Annotated in this window: 16 protein-coding genes; 7 read left to right on the top strand and 9 right to left on the bottom strand. The window is 65.4% G+C overall.

Going from position 1 to position 13,965, the window contains the following annotated elements; translation table 11 throughout:
* Nucleotides 1-2: 2 nt before the first annotated feature.
* Complete coding sequence (radA, locus tag CHB77_RS13155; protein ID WP_089388683.1) at nucleotides 3-1,367, bottom strand: DNA repair protein RadA; 1,365 nt, start codon at nucleotides 1,365-1,367, stop codon at nucleotides 3-5.
* A gap of 116 nt (nucleotides 1,368-1,483) precedes the next feature.
* Here radA and CHB77_RS13160 point away from each other — a divergent pair, with 116 nt between their 5' ends.
* Genes CHB77_RS13160 through CHB77_RS13170 form a run of 3 tightly spaced genes read left to right on the top strand, consistent with a single transcriptional unit; the run spans nucleotide 1,484 to nucleotide 3,924 of the window.
* A complete protein-coding gene (locus tag CHB77_RS13160; RefSeq protein WP_089388684.1) occupies nucleotides 1,484-2,785 on the top strand; it encodes a lipoprotein-releasing ABC transporter permease subunit in 1,302 nt (433 codons plus the stop codon).
* Nucleotides 2,778-3,437 (top strand): ABC transporter ATP-binding protein, encoded by a 660-nt coding sequence (locus tag CHB77_RS13165; protein ID WP_089388685.1) that lies wholly within the window; start codon nucleotides 2,778-2,780, stop codon nucleotides 3,435-3,437. Before CHB77_RS13160 ends, CHB77_RS13165 begins: the two co-directional genes overlap by 8 nt.
* Nucleotides 3,430-3,924: a phosphatase PAP2 family protein gene (locus CHB77_RS13170; RefSeq protein WP_242626650.1), complete on the top strand. Its 495-nt coding sequence runs from the start codon at nucleotides 3,430-3,432 to the stop codon at nucleotides 3,922-3,924. The genes CHB77_RS13165 and CHB77_RS13170 overlap by 8 nt, the downstream gene beginning before the upstream one ends.
* Here the strand turns inward: CHB77_RS13170 and CHB77_RS13175 are convergent.
* The 4 genes from CHB77_RS13175 to fabA all read right to left on the bottom strand — a co-directional run bounded on the left by CHB77_RS13175 (nucleotide 3,921) and on the right by fabA (nucleotide 7,385).
* A complete protein-coding gene (locus CHB77_RS13175; RefSeq protein WP_089388686.1) occupies nucleotides 3,921-4,742 on the bottom strand; it encodes an alpha/beta fold hydrolase in 822 nt (273 codons plus the stop codon). The two genes, CHB77_RS13170 and CHB77_RS13175, sit on opposite strands and share 4 nt — an antisense overlap.
* A gap of 63 nt (nucleotides 4,743-4,805) precedes the next feature.
* Entirely contained in the window at nucleotides 4,806-5,594 is a 789-nt protein-coding gene (locus tag CHB77_RS13180) for an enoyl-ACP reductase FabI (protein WP_089388687.1), read from the bottom strand.
* 14 nt (nucleotides 5,595-5,608) lie between these two features.
* The gene (gene fabB / locus CHB77_RS13185) at nucleotides 5,609-6,838 is read right to left on the bottom strand and encodes a beta-ketoacyl-ACP synthase I (RefSeq protein ID WP_089388688.1); all 1,230 of its coding nucleotides are present in this window, start codon (nucleotides 6,836-6,838) and stop codon (nucleotides 5,609-5,611) included.
* Nucleotides 6,839-6,875: 37 nt separating this feature from the next.
* On the bottom strand, nucleotides 6,876-7,385 hold the full coding sequence (gene fabA, locus CHB77_RS13190) for a bifunctional 3-hydroxydecanoyl-ACP dehydratase/trans-2-decenoyl-ACP isomerase (RefSeq protein ID WP_089388689.1): 510 nt from the start codon (nucleotides 7,383-7,385) through the stop codon (nucleotides 6,876-6,878).
* A gap of 159 nt (nucleotides 7,386-7,544) precedes the next feature.
* Here fabA and gshB point away from each other — a divergent pair, with 159 nt between their 5' ends.
* On the top strand, nucleotides 7,545-8,492 hold the full coding sequence (gene gshB, locus CHB77_RS13195; RefSeq protein WP_089388690.1) for a glutathione synthase: 948 nt from the start codon (nucleotides 7,545-7,547) through the stop codon (nucleotides 8,490-8,492).
* 4 nt (nucleotides 8,493-8,496) lie between these two features.
* Here the strand turns inward: gshB and CHB77_RS18085 are convergent, their stop codons facing one another.
* Both CHB77_RS18085 and CHB77_RS13200 read right to left on the bottom strand, forming a co-directional pair.
* Nucleotides 8,497-9,480, bottom strand: coding sequence for a hypothetical protein (locus CHB77_RS18085; RefSeq protein ID WP_131023361.1), 984 nt, complete (start codon nucleotides 9,478-9,480; stop codon nucleotides 8,497-8,499).
* 17 nt (nucleotides 9,481-9,497) lie between these two features.
* Entirely contained in the window at nucleotides 9,498-9,998 is a 501-nt protein-coding gene (locus CHB77_RS13200) for an Lrp/AsnC family transcriptional regulator (protein ID WP_089388691.1), read from the bottom strand.
* Between the two features lie 118 nt (nucleotides 9,999-10,116).
* On the opposite strand from CHB77_RS13200, the gene trxB reads away from it, so the two are divergent.
* From trxB to CHB77_RS13210, 3 genes are read left to right on the top strand one after another with little or no spacing between them, the layout of a single operon-like run.
* Nucleotides 10,117-11,148, top strand: coding sequence for a thioredoxin-disulfide reductase (gene trxB / locus CHB77_RS13205; RefSeq protein ID WP_242626651.1), 1,032 nt, complete (start codon nucleotides 10,117-10,119; stop codon nucleotides 11,146-11,148).
* A 56-nt stretch (nucleotides 11,149-11,204) separates the two neighbouring features.
* On the top strand, nucleotides 11,205-11,504 hold the full coding sequence (locus CHB77_RS18090; RefSeq protein WP_131023362.1) for a hypothetical protein: 300 nt from the start codon (nucleotides 11,205-11,207) through the stop codon (nucleotides 11,502-11,504).
* Nucleotides 11,497-11,817 (top strand): hypothetical protein, encoded by a 321-nt coding sequence (locus CHB77_RS13210; RefSeq protein WP_131023363.1) that lies wholly within the window; start codon nucleotides 11,497-11,499, stop codon nucleotides 11,815-11,817. Before CHB77_RS18090 ends, CHB77_RS13210 begins: the two co-directional genes overlap by 8 nt.
* A 73-nt stretch (nucleotides 11,818-11,890) precedes the next feature.
* Here the strand turns inward: CHB77_RS13210 and CHB77_RS13215 are convergent, their stop codons facing one another.
* Nucleotides 11,891-12,838: a D-ribose ABC transporter substrate-binding protein gene (locus CHB77_RS13215; protein ID WP_089388693.1), complete on the bottom strand. Its 948-nt coding sequence runs from the start codon at nucleotides 12,836-12,838 to the stop codon at nucleotides 11,891-11,893.
* An 88-nt stretch (nucleotides 12,839-12,926) separates the two neighbouring features.
* The gene (locus tag CHB77_RS13220; protein ID WP_089388694.1) at nucleotides 12,927-13,961 is read right to left on the bottom strand and encodes an ABC transporter permease; all 1,035 of its coding nucleotides are present in this window, start codon (nucleotides 13,959-13,961) and stop codon (nucleotides 12,927-12,929) included.
* Nucleotides 13,962-13,965 lie beyond the last annotated feature (4 nt).

A 13,965-nucleotide genomic window follows, 5' to 3' on the forward strand; every position in this document is an offset into this window, starting at 1 on the left:
CTTCAGCCGGCGCCGAAGACCTCTCCCACAAATCCCGTCAGGTCGGCGATGCGGCTGACGCCCATGCCGCCCGCGCCCTCGACCTTTTGGCTGTCGGGCAAAATCGCTTGTGAAAAACCAAGTTTCTGCGCCTCTTTCAACCTGTTTTCCGCTTGGGCCACGGGACGCAGCGCGCCCGACAGGCTGATTTCCCCGAACAGCACGGCCTCGGGCGGCAGGGCGCTGTCCTCTCGGGCGGACAGCAGCGCCCCGGCGATGGCCAGATCCGCGGCGGGTTCGCTGACCCGCATTCCGCCCGCGACGTTCAGGAACACGTCGAGGCCCGCGAAGGGAATGCCGCATCGCGCCTCGAGCACGGCCAGGATCGTGCTGACCCGCCCGCTGTCCAGACCCACGACCGTGCGGCGGGGGCTGGCCAGCGTCGATGGCGCGACAAGCGCCTGCACTTCGGTCAGCACAGGGCGCGTGCCCTCGATTCCCGCGAACACCGCGCTGCCGGGCACCGGCTGGCCGCGTTCCGACAGGAACAGGGCCGACGGGTTGGCGACCTCGGCCAGGCCGGCCCCGGTCATCTCGAACACGCCGATCTCGTCGGCCGGGCCGAAGCGGTTCTTGACCGACCGCAGGATGCGGAACTGGTGGCCGCGCTCGCCCTCGAAATAGATCACGGTATCGACCATGTGCTCGACCACGCGCGGCCCGGCGATCTGGCCGTCCTTGGTGACATGGCCCACCAGGAAGATCGCCACGCCCTTGCGCTTGGCGAAGGTCACAAGCTCGTGCGCGGCCGCGCGGACCTGGGCCACGCTGCCGGGCGCGGCCTCGACCTGATCGGACCACAGGGTCTGCACGGAATCGATGATCGCCAGATCGGGGCGTTCGTTGTCCAGCGTAGTCAGGATGTCGCGCAGGTTGGTTTCCGACCCCAGCCGGACCGGCGCATCCGCCAGCCCCAGCCGCTGCGCGCGCATCCTGACCTGGGCGCTCGCTTCCTCGCCGCTGATATAGACGGCATTGGCACCACGTCGGGCAAAGGCCGCCGCGCCTTGCAGCAGCAGCGTCGATTTGCCGATGCCCGGATCGCCGCCGATCAGAACGGCGCTGCCGGGCACCAGCCCGCCGCCCAGCACGCGGTCCAGTTCCTCCATCCCCGACAGGCTGCGGGGGGGCGGGGCTTCGGTGGTTTGCAAGCTGGACAGCGGCACCGCGCGCCCTTTGTGCGCGCCAAGGCCCCGGCCCGGTCCCTGGGACAGGGGCGCTTCCTCGACGATGGTGTTCCAGGCGCCGCAGGCGTCGCAGCGCCCGGCCCATTTCTTGTGCGATGCGCCGCAGGCGGTGCAGGTGAACGCGTTGGTGGATTTTGCCATGGCGGGTATGTGGCACCTGTGGGCGGTCGGCGCAAGTTGGCGCCCTCACGCCATTGTCGGCTTGATCTTTGCGGGTTGCCCGGTCACGTTCCGCGCGCAAAACCAAGGCGCCCCCAATGGCCACACCCAGACCCTTTTCCCGCTATGAATTCCTGATCGCCTGGCGATACCTGCGCGCCCGCCGGGCCGAAGGCGGGGTCAGCGTGATGACCTGGATCAGCCTGATCGGCATTGCCCTGGGGGTGATGGCGCTGATCGCCACGCTGGCCGTGCGGGCGGGGTTCCGGGCCGAATTCGTGGACACGATCCTGGGCGCCAACGCGCATACCACCGTCTATATGGCGCCCCAGCGGATCGAGAACGAATTCACCGACGACGTGTATGTCGTCCCCGGCCGGATCGCGGATTACGATGCGATGGCCGACACGCTGGCGGCTGTGCCCGGCGTCACGCGCACCGCGCCGGTCGTGCGCGGGCAGGTCATGGCGACCGCCAACGACAGCTCGAACGTGGCCGAGGTTTTCGGCATAAGCCTTTCCGATCTCACGGCAATGCCGCGCATCGTGGACCCGGAAACATCCGTCGGCAGCCTGGAGGATTTCGACCGGGGCATCGCCATCGGGTCCGGCATCGCGCGCGAACTGGTCGTGGGCTTGGGCGACCGCATCCGCCTGATCGCCCCCGAGGGCGCGCGCACCGCCATCGGCACCACCCCCCGCGTCAAGGCCTATGAAGTCACCTACATCTTCAGCGCCGGGCGCTATGACATCGACCGCACCCGCATCTACATGCCTATGGCCGAGGCGCAGTCCTATTTCAACCGCGAGGGGGTCGCGGACGAGATCGAGGTGTTCGTCGCCGATCCCGAACGGGTGGACGACTGGACGGTGCCGCTGTTGCGGGCGGCGGGCGAGGGGGCGCAGGTCTGGAACTGGCGCGACTCCTCCGGCAGTTTCCTGGCGGCTTTGGACATGGAGGATGACGTGATGTTCGTGATCCTGTCGGTGCTGGTGCTGATCGCGTCCATGAACATCACCAGCGGGCTTATCATGCTGGTCAAGAACAAGGGCCGCGACATCGGCATCCTGCGCACCATGGGCCTGACCGAGGGCGCGGTGCTGCGGGTCTTCTTCCTCTGCGGCGCCTTCACCGGCATCCTCGGCACGCTGGCGGGCGTGGTTTTGGGCGTGCTGCTGGCGCTGAACGTGGACAGCATCATGGCGGCGCTGAACGCGCTGACCGGGGGCGGCGCCTGGCAGCCCGAGGTGCGCGGCATCTATCGCCTGCCCGCCGACCTGCGGGCATGGGACATCTTCCGCGCGGTCGCGCTGTCGCTGGCGCTGTCTTTCATTGTCACTATCTTCCCCGCGCGCCGCGCCGCGCGCATGAACCCGGTCGAGGCGCTGCGCTATGAATGACGTGCTGCGGCTGGAAGGGGTCGGCAAGACCTATGGCAAGGACGGTCTCGCCCCGGTTCCCGTGCTGAACGGCCTGGACCTGACCATCGCGCGGGGCGAGGTGGTGGCCTTGGTGGCGCCGTCGGGTGCGGGCAAATCGACGCTGCTGCACATCGCGGGGCTGCTGGACACGCCCGACACGGGCCGGGTGATCCTGAACGGGCGCGACATGACGGGCCTGCCGGACAAGCCGAGGACCGAGGCGCGGCGGGCCGAACTGGGCTTCGTGTATCAGTTCCACCACCTGTTGCCGGAATTCAGCGCGGCCGAAAACATCGTCCTGCCGCAGCTTGCCAACGGCGTGGCCGGGCGCGATGCCGCCGCCCGCGCCGCCGATCTTTTGTCCCGCGTGGGCCTGACGGACCGCGCCCATCACCGCCCGGCGGCGCTGTCGGGGGGCGAACAGCAGCGCGTGGCCTTTTGCCGCGCGCTTGCCAACCAGCCCGCGCTGCTGCTGGCAGACGAGCCGACCGGGAACCTCGACCCCGAAACATCCGACCGGGTGTTCGACATGCTGATGGCGCTGGTGCGCGACACCGGCCTGTCGGCGCTGATCGCCACCCACAACCACGGTCTGGCGCAGCGCATGGATCGGGTGATCCGCCTTGCGTAGCCTTGTCCTGATCGCCGCCCTGGCCGCGGCCCCCGCCGCCGCCGATCCGTTCGAGGATTTCGGCACCGCGATGAAATACGGCCTGCCGCTGGCCGCCGCCGTCTGCGCCGCCCGCGACGACCGGTTGGAGGATTTCGCGCTTCGCGGCGCCTTGCAGGCCGTGCTGGTGCTGGGCCTGAAATCGTGGCTGGACGGCACGCCACTGTCGGTTCGCCCCGACGGCGAAGGCCGGGGCTTTCCTTCGGGCCACGCGGCCTCGGCGGCCTTCGGCGCCGCCGATCTGGCGGGCAAGTGCTTTCCCGACGACCGCGCGGCAGGGATCGGCCTTTACGGCGCGGCGGGCCTGACGGCAGCCAGCCGCGTCCAGGCGGGCGAACACACGTTGCGGCAGGCGCTGACCGGCGCGCTGATCGGGTTCAGTTTCGGCGCCGCCGATTTCGGCATCGGGACGGATGGCGCCAGCTTCAGCGTGGGGATGCGCTTCTAACGCCCGCAGCGGTCCAGCCAGGCGTCGATGGCGGCCAGCGATTCCGGCTCGTCCAGCCAGGGAACATGGGCGCGGCCAGGCACCTCGGCAAAGATCGTGTCGGGACGGCGGCGAACCATCTCGGCCGCGACCTCGGCCGACAGCAGATCTGAATTCGCCCCCCGGATCAGCGCCACCGGCAGGCCCGCCGTGGCGTCCCACAAGGGCCACAGGTCCGGGGACTCGCCCTCGAACGCAGCCAGGAATGCCTCGCGCAGCGCGGGGTCGTACCGGATCCGCAGCCCGTCGGGCGTTTCGTCGTAATGCCGCTGCGCATCCGCCAGCCAGCGGCCATCGGGCACGTCGGCAAAGCCCGCCATCGCCTCGGGCAGGCGCGCCGCCAAGGCCTCATGCGTCCGCGTTGCCGGGTTGCGCCCGACGTAATCGAAGATCCGCTCAAGGCCCGAACGCTCGATCACCGGGCCGACATCGTTCAGGCATAGCCCCAGCAGCCGGTCATGCGCGACCGCCGCCAGCAGCATCCCGATCAGCCCGCCGCGCGACGTGCCCAGAACCGCCGCTTGGGCAATCCCCAAGTGATCCAGCAGCGCCAGGGCGTCGCTCCCCTCCTGCGGCACGGTATAGGTCGCGGGTCCGGTCCGGTCCGACTGTCCGCGCCCCCGGTAATCCATGCGGATCAGGCGCACCCCCGACAGATGCGGCGCGACATAATCGAAATCGCCCCTGTTCCGCGTCAACCCGGCCAGGCACAGGACCGGCAGCCCTTCGCCTTCGTCCGAATAGGCCAGCCGCGCCCCGTCATCCGTTGCAAAGAACATGCTTCTTCTTCACCCAAATATCCCACAGGGGGTCCGGGGGACGTGAAGTCCCCCGGTGCGGCCTCACAAATTCTCGCTCTGCGGCATTCCCAGCACATGATATCCGCCATCGACCATCACGATTTCCCCGGTGGTGCAGGCGCCCCAGTCCGACAGCATCCAGACGGCGGTGCCGCCGATCGCCTCCAGCGTGGCATTGGCGCGCAGGGGGGCGTTCGCCTCGGTATGGCGAAAGGTCTTGCGCGCCCCGCCGATGGCCGCGCCCGCCAGGGTCTTCATCGGGCCGGGGCTGATCGCGTTCACGCGAATGCCGTCCGGTCCAAGGTCGTTGGCCAGATAGCGGACGGTCGATTCCAGCGCCGCCTTGGCCACCCCCATGACGTTGTAGAACGGCGTCACCCGGTTCGACCCGCCATAGGTCAGGGTGATGATCGACCCGCCGGCGGCCATCAGCGGATGGGCGCGCCGCGCGACCTCGATCAGCGAATAGCAACTGATCTCCAGGCTGTGCTTGAAATTGGCGCGGCTGGTGTTCACAAAGCGGCCGGTCAACTCGTTCTTGTTGGAAAAGGCGATGGCATGGACCACGAAATCCAGCCTGCCCCAGCGGTCGGCGATGGCGCCGAAGGCCGCGTCCAGCGACGCGTCGTCGGCCACATCCACATCCAGCAGGAAATCCGACCCGACCGACGCCGCCAGAGGCTGCACGCGCTTGCCGAACGCCTCGCCCTGATAGGAAAAGGCCAGCTCGGCGCCTTGTCCGGCCACGGCCCTGGCGATGCCCCAGGCGATGGAATGGTCGTTGGCGACCCCCATCACAAGCCCGCGCTTGCCTTGAAGAAAATCGCCCATGGTTCTGTCCCCGTCTAATCCCGGTATTTCGACATCAGCAGGGTGGCGTTGGTGCCCCCGAACCCGAAGCTGTTGGACAGCACGGAATCAAGGCCGGCATTGTCCACCCGGCTGGTGGCAATCTCGCCCGGCGCGATTTCCGGGTCCAGCGTCGTCACATTTGCAGAGGCTGCAATGAAGTCATTTTGCAACATCAGCAGGCTGTAGATCGCCTCGTGAACGCCGGTCGCGCCCAGCGAATGCCCCGTCAGCGACTTGGTGGAACTGATCGGCGGGGTGCTTCCTTCGCCCCAGATGCGCCGGATCGCCTTGACCTCGCCGATGTCGCCCACCGGGGTCGAGGTGCCGTGCGCGTTGATATAGCTGATGGACCGTCCCTCGGGCAGGGTGGAAAGCGCCAGCCGCATCGACCGTTCCCCACCTTCGCCCGACGGCGCCACCATGTCGTATCCGTCGCTGGTCGCGCCATAGCCAGTGACTTCGGCATAGATTTTCGCGCCGCGCGCCAGGGCGTGCTCCAGTTCCTCCAGCACGACCACGCCGCCGCCGCCCGCGATGACGAATCCGTCGCGCGTGGCGTCATAGGGGCGGGACGCGGTTTCCGGCGTGTCGTTGTATTTCGACGACATCGCGCCCATGGCGTCGAACAGGCAGGACAGCGTCCAGTCCAGTTCCTCGCCGCCACCCACGAAGACGATGTCCTGCTTGTTCATCTGGATCTGCTCGACCCCGTTGCCGATGCAATGGGCCGATGTCGAACAGGCCGAGGTGATAGAATAGTTCACGCCCTTGATCTGGAACGGCGTCGCCAGGCAGGCCGAGTTGGTGGACGACATGCAGCGCGTCACCATGAACGGCCCCATCCGCTTGGGGCTGCCCTTTTCGATCACCGTCTGGTGCGCCAGGAAAAAGTTGCTGGTGGACGGCCCGCCCGATCCCATGATGAGGCCCGTGCGCGGGTTGGACACGTCGCTTTCCTCAAGCCCCGAATCCTGGATCGCCTGTTCCATGGCGATGAAATTGTAGGCCGCGCCCGGACCCATGAAGCGCAGGTTGCGCTTGTCGATGTGATCCTCCAGCACGATCTGCGGCATCCCGTGGATCTGGCTGCGGAACCCGTGTTCGGCGTATTCGGGCGCGAAAACGATGCCGGAACGGCCCGCCTTCAGGCTTTCGGTCACTTCGCCCGCATTGTTGCCGATGGGCGAGACGATGCCAAGGCCGGTGATGACGACGCGTCTCATGGGGCCTCCTCCTTGCAATGAAATCGATGGGCCGCCGTCAGCTTGACGACAGGGCGACCTTCATGTCCTTGACCTGATAGATGGTGTCGCCGTCGGCCTCGACCCGGCCATCGGCCACGCCCATGGTCAGACGGCGTGTCTGCACGGCTTTCGTGAAATCCACATGATAGCGCAGCAGCGTGCGGTCGGGGCGGACCATGCCGGTCAGCTTGACCTCTCCCACGCCCAGGGCATAGCCGCGCCCCTGCCAGCCGCGCCAGCCCAGGTTGAACCCGGTCAGCTGCCACAGCCCGTCCAGGCCCAGGCAGCCCGGCATGATCGGGTTGCCCGGAAAATGGCAGGCGAAGAACCACAGGTCGGGGGTGATGTCGAATTCGGCCACCACATGGCCCTTGCCATGCGCGCCGCCGTCTTCGGAAATGTCGGTGATGCGGGTCATCATCAGCATCGGCGGTTCGGGCAATTGCGCGTTGCCGGGGCCGAACAGCTCTCCGCGCGCGCAGGCCAGCAGGTCGTCGTGGTCGAAGCTGGTTTTCTCCATCGCCATGCGGATCGTGCCTTTCCTGCGGGCCTTGCGCCCGCCCTGTCCAAGTTGACGCTTCGTCTATCACTTGGGACAACGCCCGTGCAAGTCAATGCAAAGCGGCGGCTTGCATCCCGCCCGATGCCGCGCGACAACCGGCCCAACGCCCGAAGGAGAACCGCCATGAGCCTGTATGTCGCCTTGCAGATGGACCCGGTCGAGGCCGTCTCGATCGACGCCGACAGCACCTTCCGCATCGGGCTGGAGGCGCAGGCGCGCGGCCACCGGCTGTTCCAGTACACCGTGGACCAGCTGCGCTATGACGAAGGCCGGGTGATCGCGCGCGGCCGCCCCGTGACGCTGCGGCGGGAACGGGGCGGCCACGTCACCTTCGGCGACTGGGCCGAGGTGGACCTGTCCGACTTCGACGTGGTCTGGCTGCGCCAGGATCCGCCCTTCGACATGGCCTATGTCACCTCAACGCATCTGCTGGACCGGGTGCATCCGAAAACGCTGGTGGTCAACGACCCGTTCTGGGTCAGGAACTGCCCCGAAAAGCTGATGGTGCTGGATTTCCCCGACCTGACGCCCCCCACCATCATCGCCCGCGACCCCGCCGCCATCCGCGCCTTCCGCGAAAGGCACGGCGACATCATCGTGAAGCCCCTTTACGGCAACGGCGGGGCGGGGGTGTTCCACCTTGACCCCGAGGACCGCAACCTGTCAGCGCTGCTGGAACTGTTCGCGGGCATCAGCCGCGAGCCGATGATCGCGCAGAAATACATCCACGCCGTCAGCAAGGGCGACAAGCGCATCATCCTGGTCGATGGCGAACCCGTCGGCGCCATCAACCGCGTCCCGCAGACGGGCGAGGCCCGGTCGAACATGCATGTCGGCGGCCGCGCCGAAAAGATCGGCCTGACCGAGCGGGAATACGAGATCTGCAAGCGCATCGGCCCGGTTCTGCGCGAAAAGGGCCTGATCTTCACCGGCATCGACGTGATCGACGGCTGGCTGACGGAAATCAACGTGACCTCGCCCACTGGGATCCAGGAGCTGGAGCGGTTCGACGGGATCAACGCGGCGGAAGCGATCTGGGTGGCGATTGAGGGAAGGGTAGAGCGGGATTAAGGCGTTATCTGTTCCTTCCCGGCGCGATGGCGCGGCGAAGCATCAGTTTCAGAATGGAATGTGCCAATGTAATAATCTGTGCGGTAATAAGCGCTAGCAATCCAATAGCTGCCACTGTAAGGTCACTTACCCGATTAAGCAGGCGCAGACTGCGTGGCTTACCCAAAGCCTCCAAAGCCTTTCTAGTGTCTTTGCCTGCAACCTCTGAAAGTCGTGCAAGCCGGGATAGTTCGTCCACATCATCCGCATGACGTAAAATTACCAGCACCTCTCCTGATGATGTAGAGTTACGAATGCGGTTTGCATCGCCCAACGCCTTGCGCAATCCACCTTCAGTTTTCGATGCGGCAATTAATGAGCGGCGCAGCCCTGGACTTATGGCATTGGCCTTTCTTGCGACGCGCAAAGTCGTGAGTCCCATCTTAACCGGTGCGCCGCTTCCAAGGCTAACTACTGTGGTAGCGGTTGCCGCAATTCCAAGTGCGCCGAGGGCAGCGTCAACCTCATCTACTTCCTCGCCTTTCAACCAATTAAGGGTTTGCCGCGACACAGCCGCGACATCCCCGGCGGGAGATAATTCAAAGGGAATTGTGCATGACGCTATGAGCGTAAGGTCGGGACACGCGTTAACATCACGCATACAGCGAATGCAGTTTCCTGTCGTAGCGCGCCAGCCTTCGAGGCTTGCTAGTTCCTCGTCAACGCGGATGCGCTGACTGGCAGACAGTGTCACCCCATTCTCTCGTGCCATGTCATTCAGAAGTGAGAGGCGCTGGAGGTCTTTCCCATTTAACGCCTGCTCAATTCTAGGCCCGATCCATTCGGGTGTGACCGTCCTGGCGACTGCCATAGTAAGAGCGAGATGTGCTTCGGTCGTAGTCCTTTCAATGATCGGAGAAGCAAAGGGATGCTGTGCCATCACAATTGCCGCCAATATCACCGGCACAACGGCCCACAAAAGAAGCGTTAGGCGTGCCAGGCGGCGCATGGCCTTGATCCCGCTCCTCACCCCGCCTCCCTTACCCGCTCCTCCACCACCTCGAACGGCACCCCCGGCTGGTCCTTCGCCGCCCGGATCACCAAGGACGTCTTGACGCTCGCCACGTTCGGCGCCGCCGTCAGCGACTGCGTCAGGAACCGCTGGAACGACGACAAATCGGGCGAGACGCATTTCAGGATGAAGTCGATCTCTCCGTTCAGCATGTGGCATTCGCGGACCAGGGGCCAGCCTTGCACCAGCGCCTCGAAGGCGGACAGGTCGCGTTCGGACTGGCTGGCCAGGCGCACCATGGCGAAGACCTGCACCTCGAAGCCCAGTTCGCGCGCGTCGATGTCGGCGTGGTATCCGCGGATGAAGCCCGTTTCCTCCAGCGCGCGGACGCGGCGCAGGCAAGGCGGGGCCGAGATACCCACGCGACGGGCCAGTTCGACGTTGGTCATCCGGCCGTCGGCCTGCAACTCGGCCAGGATCTTGCGGTCGATGTCGTCCAGTTTCGCGCCGGCCATGCTGTTCTTTCTTGATGGGGTCGTAGAGAATGCCGGAAACTACAATGCGGGCACCCTGCACGCAACATTCTTTCTTGGTTCGGCCCGCGTTGCGATTTCCGGTGGGAAGGACTACCTCATGCACAAACTCCGATTGGGACGCAAGATGACCGACATTTCGCATGTGAAACTTCTGATCGTCGGGTCCGGCCCGGCGGGCTATACCGCCGCCGTCTATGCCGCGCGCGCCATGCTGGAACCCATGCTGATCCAGGGGATGCAGCCCGGCGGACAGTTGACCATCACCACCGAGGTCGAGAACTGGCCCGGCGACACCGAGATTCAAGGCCCCGACCTGATGGTCAAGATGGAGGAACACGCCCGCGCGATGGGGGCGGAGATCGTGATGGATCTGGTCACGTCGCTGGACCTGAAACGGCGGCCGTTCACGGCCACCTGCGACAGCGGCCGCGTGGTCACGGCGGACGCGGTGATCCTGGCCACCGGGGCGCAGGCCCGCTGGCTGGGCCTGCCGTCCGAGGAGAAGTTCAAGGGTTTCGGCGTGTCCGCCTGCGCCACCTGCGACGGCTTCTTCTATCGGGGCCGCGAGGTGCTGGTGATCGGCGGCGGCAACACCGCGGTCGAGGAGGCGCTGTTCCTGACGAAATTCGCCAGCAAGGTGACGCTGGTCCACCGCCGCGACGCCCTGCGGGCCGAGAAGATCCTGCAACAGCGCCTGTTCAACAATCCCAAGGTCCAGGTGATCTGGAACCACGCCCTGACCGAGGTTCAGGGGGTGGACACGCCGATGGGGGTGACGGGGGCGGTGCTGACCTCGACCCTGGACGGCAGCACGCGGCAGGTTCCGGCGGACGGGGTGTTCGTCGCCATCGGCCACGCGCCCGCCAGCGAACTGGTCCGCGACCAGCTGGACCTGCACAACGGCGGCTATGTCAAGGTGGAACCGGGCAGCACCCGCACCTCGATCCCCGGCGTCTTCGCGGCGGGGGATCTGACCGACCACATCTATCGCCAGGCGGTGACAAGCGCGGGCATGGGCTGCATGGCCGCCCTGGACGCGGAAGCCTGGCTGGCCGAGCATGACGAGGCGGGACGGCCTGAGCCGGACCATGCCTGGCGTCAAGAGGAGATGGCGGAGCAGACTGAGTAAGATCAGGTCGATCGTCAGTTAAAAATTTTGTAGATGAACACTGCGAGAAAAAAACTGTGGTAGGCATAATTAAATTTGAAGCAGATAAGCTGTTCGATCTGATTTTATCTTCTTTTCAAGAGGTTGAAACACCCGTTGCCATTCGCGAACTTGCAAGTCTCTATGGCATCTTGGCTGCACAGCAGGAAGCATTATTAGCGATCTATGAATTGATGATGAAAGCTCGACCTGACCTGTCATCTAGTGAAGAGGCTGCTGACGTTGAGAAAGCAATGAGCCGAGCAGCAGAAATATATGGTAATGCATTGATGGCTCTTGCTAGGTCTTATATACCAAGTGAGGGTGGAGATGAGTGACCTTGACAAGGCTGTTGCCAGCTTCACCGACAAGTTTCGTGAACGGCATGGGCGCACGCCCGACGAGCCGAAAGGTCCAGACAATCCAGGTGGAGGCGACGGAGTGGAAGCCCGTCTTCAAAGGCTAGAAGCTAGGGTCGAGAAAGTCGATGACCGACTGCGCGGTGTCGAGATCAACTTGGCCACACTTTCAGAACGCGTGGCGCATCTCCCTTCGAAGGGATTTATCATTACCTCATTGGCGACCGGTGTCGGGCTTTTGTCGGCTGTCATCTTGTTCGCTGATCGCATCAAGGGCTTGTTTGTCGGCTGACAGCCACTCATGAAGTCAACTAGCAAGAGGAAAGGGGCTCGGTTTCCCGCGCCCCTGTCCGTTTTGCTCACCCCTACTGCGCCAGCGTGAACGGCGCCGTCATCTGGTCCACGTTGTCGGCGTTGATGAGGATGCAGTCGAACAGCTGCTTTTCCGTGTCCACGCCGGTCGAGCCGGTCTTGATGAAATTGTCGGCCTGCCGCACGGCTTCCTCGGCGAAGACGGCGACGGGTTGCAGGACGGTGTACTGCATTTCACCGGCCTTCACGGCCTCGACCGCGTCGGGCGAACCGTCGAAGCCGCCGACCTTGACCTGTTCCAGCTTGCCCGATTCCTTCAGCGCGGCGATCGCGCCCAGGGCCATTTCGTCGTTGCCCGAAATCACGCCGATGATGTCGGGATTGGCTTGCAGCAGCGACTGCATCTTCTGATAGCCCTGGGTGCGGTCCCAGTTGGCGACTTCCTGGCCCGCCTTGACCAGATCGGGATACTGGGTCAGCACCGTCTCGAAGCCGTTGGACCGGGTCTGGGCGTTGTTGTCGGAAGGCGCGCCGAACAGTTCGACATAGTTGCCCGCATCGCCCACGGCCTCGACCCAGGCCTGCGCGCCCAACGCCGCGCCCTGGGCGTTGTTCGACACAAGCTGCGCCTTGGCCAGACCTTCCTGGTTGATCTCGGCGTTGACCAGGAAGACCGGAATGCCCGCATCGACGGCCTTCTGCACCGCGCCCACCGACCCGTCGGCGTTGGCCGGATCCAGGATCAGCGCCACGGACTTGTTGGTGATGGCGGTATCGACCAGGGTGCTTTCGGTGTTGGTGTCGCCCCGGTGGGCCGCGACATTGGCGGTATAGCCCAGTTCCTCGGCCGTGGCCTTGGCGACCTCGCCTTCGGTGAACCAATAGGGGTTCGCCGGGTCGTTGACGATGATGGTAATCAGCCCCTCGGCCTGGGCCGCAGCCGCCATCAGCGGAGCCGAGGCAGCGGCGGCAAGCAGCGCGCGGCGGGTCAGTGTGAACATGGTCTCTCTCCCTCTGGGTGGTAAAACTGCCGCTCTCGGCAGAACGATCCGCCCGGACCCCCCGGCCCGGACAGGAAGGCGTGGGCCGTCAGGACTTGCGCCCGCCGCGCCCGTATTGGATCGAATTCATCAGCACGGCCAGCACGATCACCGCGCCGGTGAACACCGTCTGCCAGTACGAACTGATGCCGATGATGACCAGGCCCGCCGACAAGAAGCCGATCACGAAGGCGCCCAGCATCGTGCCGCGCACGCCGCCGCGCCCGCCGGTCAGGGCCGCCCCGCCGATCACCACCGCCGCGATGGCGGTCAGTTCATAGGTGGTGCCCGCCGTCGGCCCGGCGGATGTCAACTGCGAGGCCAGCACCAGCCCGGCGATCGCCGCAAGCGCGCCGGAAATCGTGTAGACGGTGATCTTCACCCGCCGCACCGGCACGCCCGACAGTTCCGCGGCCCGTTCGTTCCCGCCCGAGGCATAGAGCCAGCGGCCAAAGGACGACCGCGACAGCATCAGCCCGGCCAGCACCGCGACGACCGCCAGCACGATCACCGAAATCGGCACCCCGCCGATGCGGTTGAAGCCCAGCCAGTTGAAGCCGGTGTTGCCCAGGGCCTCGGTCCCGCGCAGGTTGTTGTAGGTCAGCCCGTTCGTCATCAGCAGCGCGACCCCGCGCGCCACGTACATCACCCCCAGGGTGGCGACAAAGGGCGGCACCTTGAAAAAGGCGACCAGCACCCCGTTCAGCGCGCCGACCAGGGCGCCCACGGCGACCGTCAGCACCACCACCGCCCAGACCGGCATGTACAGGATCACCCCGGCCCAGGGCAGTTCCAGCCCCTGCATCATCGCGCCCGCGCAGACCCCGCACAGCGCCAGGATGGATCCCACCGACAGGTCGATGCCGCCGTTCAGGATCACCAGCAGCATCCCGATGGACAGGATGCCATAGATCGCCACCTGCGACGACATGATGAGAAGGTTCGACAGCGTGAAGTAGTTCGGCGACAGGAACGAAAAGACCGCGATGATCGCGATCAGCGCAAAAAAGGCCCGGCCCTCCAGAAGCAGGCGGCCGATGCTGAAGTCGCGCGCCCCGGATGCGGTTGCGGTGGTGGCAGACATTGGT

This window comes from Paracoccus sediminis (assembly GCF_900188295.1).
GTDB classification, from domain to species: domain Bacteria; phylum Pseudomonadota; class Alphaproteobacteria; order Rhodobacterales; family Rhodobacteraceae; genus Paracoccus; species Paracoccus sediminis.

Bases quoted from the DNA above. Each gene is read 5' to 3' on its own strand.
- radA (WP_089388683.1), bottom strand. From the start codon at position 1,367: ATGGCAAAATCCACCAACGCGTTCACCTGCACCGCCTGCGGCGCATCG.
- CHB77_RS13160 (WP_089388684.1), top strand. From the start codon at position 1,484: ATGGCCACACCCAGACCCTTTTCCCGCTATGAATTCCTGATCGCCTGG.
- CHB77_RS13165 (WP_089388685.1), top strand. From the start codon at position 2,778: ATGAATGACGTGCTGCGGCTGGAAGGGGTCGGCAAGACCTATGGCAAG.
- CHB77_RS13175 (WP_089388686.1), bottom strand. From the start codon at position 4,742: ATGTTCTTTGCAACGGATGACGGGGCGCGGCTGGCCTATTCGGACGAA.
- CHB77_RS13180 (WP_089388687.1), bottom strand. From the start codon at position 5,594: ATGGGCGATTTTCTTCAAGGCAAGCGCGGGCTTGTGATGGGGGTCGCC.
- fabB (WP_089388688.1), bottom strand. From the start codon at position 6,838: ATGAGACGCGTCGTCATCACCGGCCTTGGCATCGTCTCGCCCATCGGC.
- fabA (WP_089388689.1), bottom strand. From the start codon at position 7,385: ATGGCGATGGAGAAAACCAGCTTCGACCACGACGACCTGCTGGCCTGC.
- gshB (WP_089388690.1), top strand. From the start codon at position 7,545: ATGAGCCTGTATGTCGCCTTGCAGATGGACCCGGTCGAGGCCGTCTCG.
- CHB77_RS18085 (WP_131023361.1), bottom strand. From the start codon at position 9,480: ATGCGCCGCCTGGCACGCCTAACGCTTCTTTTGTGGGCCGTTGTGCCG.
- CHB77_RS13200 (WP_089388691.1), bottom strand. From the start codon at position 9,998: ATGGCCGGCGCGAAACTGGACGACATCGACCGCAAGATCCTGGCCGAG.
- trxB (WP_242626651.1), top strand. From the start codon at position 10,117: ATGCACAAACTCCGATTGGGACGCAAGATGACCGACATTTCGCATGTG.
- CHB77_RS13210 (WP_131023363.1), top strand. From the start codon at position 11,497: ATGAGTGACCTTGACAAGGCTGTTGCCAGCTTCACCGACAAGTTTCGT.
- CHB77_RS13215 (WP_089388693.1), bottom strand. From the start codon at position 12,838: ATGTTCACACTGACCCGCCGCGCGCTGCTTGCCGCCGCTGCCTCGGCT.
- CHB77_RS13220 (WP_089388694.1), bottom strand. From the start codon at position 13,961: ATGTCTGCCACCACCGCAACCGCATCCGGGGCGCGCGACTTCAGCATC.